The organism is Leifsonia sp. KNZ12-8B (assembly GCF_056755495.1).
This window is the reverse complement of the sequence record NZ_JBPGXM010000244.1, coordinates 1-1,510: the sequence shown is the minus strand read 5'-3', so window position 1 is coordinate 1,510 and position 1,510 is coordinate 1. Positions and strand designations below refer to the sequence as shown.

Here is a 1,510-nt window from a genome sequence, read left to right as displayed (position 1 = left end):
CGTCCTGACGGTGGCTGCCGCCGCAGTCCTATCGCTGTCGTTCTTTGCTGTGTGGCCGCCCGGGGCGAGGGTCCGCGCTCGTAGCGGTGACCGAGAGTGACCGAGGTCCACATCTCGGAGGGCTCTGGGACACGCGCCGGACTTCCGACCGACAACCGGTGTCACGTCTTGGGCTAGTTGGGCATTCTCAAGCTAGTTGGGCGTAGATCAGCAGCGTCGGATTACCACGCGGCCAAGAAGTCGTATGCGTCGCCCAGGAAGTCCAGCAATCCGCTTCCTTCCGGCGTGATTTGAGGCGCAAACACTCCTTCGGCCGACATCCCGCTACGAAGCGGGACGTCCGTAAGCCCGTCGCGGTTCAGGTCGCCGATGACTGAGAGGATGTGCCCTAGCGTTGTGTCGCCGCGGGCAACGTGCTCAGACAAGAGCTGTTGGATGCTCCCCATCAGAATGTGGCTCTTGATCTGCGCGACATCGATGTCCCGTGCGGCGAACCAGCGCGCGGGATCTCTGAAGAAGACGAGGACGCGGATGTCGCTGATTGTCCGGGTCGAGGTCCCATCTGATGACGAGGTAGCGGTCGACACCGGCCTTGTCCTTGACGCGTTGAATCAATGCTTTCGGGAACACGGGTGAGTCCCTCATGACCACCCATCGGTCATGGTCTAGCCGGATTGGCTTGGACGTTCCACCCCGCGGTACTGACAATGTGTACGACTTCAGCGCCCACGGCCCCGACCGGTTCCTCCGCCGTTTCGCCGGCACCGGAATCCGCGGGGACCGCCGTGACGTCAAAATCCCGTCCGCCACATGAGACGTCGGAGCGCCCCGCTCCCGCATGCTCATCGTCACACTCGCTAACGGCGGAGGCGCCCCGACCGGTTCCGGCTCGACAGCAACGACTTCACCACTCACTCAGAGCAGGTCGTTGTGCCGCCGCGCAGCTCTCGGACCGTTGACTGGCCGGTGAGCCAGTGGGGCTATTACGACGTTGTGGTCACCGCGAACACCGGCACCGGATTCAGGTATCGGTTCGCGGGGAGGGTTTGATCGAGTCATGCGGAGTCAACTGATTCGGACACTCGCAATCTGGGAACCGCGAAGGTGGAAGTTCATCGGACCGGTGCCGTTGAACCCGTCGCCGGTGACCTTGAGCGTGACGATGTAGTTTTCCGGATCGGCACCTTCACGGACGCTGACGACGTCGAAGTGGGAGTTCTTGCCGATGTTGTCGGTGCGGTTCCAGCTCCGAACTCCGTCGTGTCCGTGGAACTCGCGTCCCCAGTCGTTGAGGTAGGCGTCGTCGGTGAAAGTTGCGACAAAACCTTCCGTGTCACCCGCGTTGGTGGTGTCGATGAATCGCCGAATCGGCTCCGGCAGGCGTGCGTCTGTCATCGAGTCCTTCTTTCTCGCAACCTGAAGCGGACGCTGTTGCTCCAGCGCTTCCACAGTCAGAATTGCGCACCAGGACTGCCCTCACCAGCGTCGGACGACGGAGATCGGCTTATTC

General features: G+C 62.2%; 4 protein-coding genes. 2 read left to right on the top strand and 2 right to left on the bottom strand.

The window, feature by feature from the left end:
* Nucleotides 1-221: 221 nt before the first annotated feature.
* Entirely contained in the window at nucleotides 222-587 is a 366-nt protein-coding gene (locus ACR9ZG_RS18830; RefSeq protein WP_481286372.1) for a hypothetical protein, read from the bottom strand.
* Nucleotides 588-643: 56 nt separating this feature from the next.
* Here ACR9ZG_RS18830 and ACR9ZG_RS18825 point away from each other — a divergent pair, with 56 nt between their 5' ends.
* Both ACR9ZG_RS18825 and ACR9ZG_RS18820 read left to right on the top strand, forming a co-directional pair.
* On the top strand, nucleotides 644-814 hold the full coding sequence (locus ACR9ZG_RS18825) for a phospholipase domain-containing protein (RefSeq protein WP_481286371.1): 171 nt from the start codon (nucleotides 644-646) through the stop codon (nucleotides 812-814).
* A 116-nt stretch (nucleotides 815-930) separates the two neighbouring features.
* Nucleotides 931-1,050 (top strand): hypothetical protein, encoded by a 120-nt coding sequence (locus tag ACR9ZG_RS18820; protein WP_481286370.1) that lies wholly within the window; start codon nucleotides 931-933, stop codon nucleotides 1,048-1,050.
* 15 nt (nucleotides 1,051-1,065) lie between these two features.
* Here the strand turns inward: ACR9ZG_RS18820 and ACR9ZG_RS18815 are convergent, their stop codons facing one another.
* Nucleotides 1,066-1,395, bottom strand: coding sequence for a nuclear transport factor 2 family protein (locus tag ACR9ZG_RS18815; protein WP_481286369.1), 330 nt, complete (start codon nucleotides 1,393-1,395; stop codon nucleotides 1,066-1,068).
* Nucleotides 1,396-1,510: the final 115 nt, after the last annotated feature.